Source organism: Saezia sanguinis (assembly GCF_003991585.1).
Lineage (GTDB): Bacteria > Pseudomonadota > Gammaproteobacteria > Burkholderiales > Burkholderiaceae_C > Saezia > Saezia sanguinis.
The window spans coordinates 1-240 of record NZ_PQSP01000192.1; the positions used below are offsets into that span (position 1 = coordinate 1).

Here is a 240-nt window from a genome sequence, read left to right on the forward strand (position 1 = left end):
TGCCTCGGCTTCCCGTGACCGTGGTAAGGGATTCAGCGAGGAAATCGCCAAACATCCAGGCATCAAAGTGGTCGCCAAGCAGACCGCTAATTTTGATCGCTCTAAGGCTCTCGACGTGACGACCAATCTCATGCAGGCTCACTCCAAAGCCACGGGTATTTTCGCCGAGAACGACGAGATGGCTATTGGTGCTATTTCTGCCCTGGACTTGAAGGCTGGCCAAAGCGTCAAAGTTGTAGG

The 240-nt window shown here is 53.8% G+C and carries 1 protein-coding gene; it reads left to right on the forward strand.

Features of this window, described 5'->3' with window-relative positions; translation table 11 throughout:
* The coding region (locus tag CUZ56_RS15455; protein WP_148113787.1) for a substrate-binding domain-containing protein at positions 1–240 on the forward strand (240 nt) is incomplete at both ends.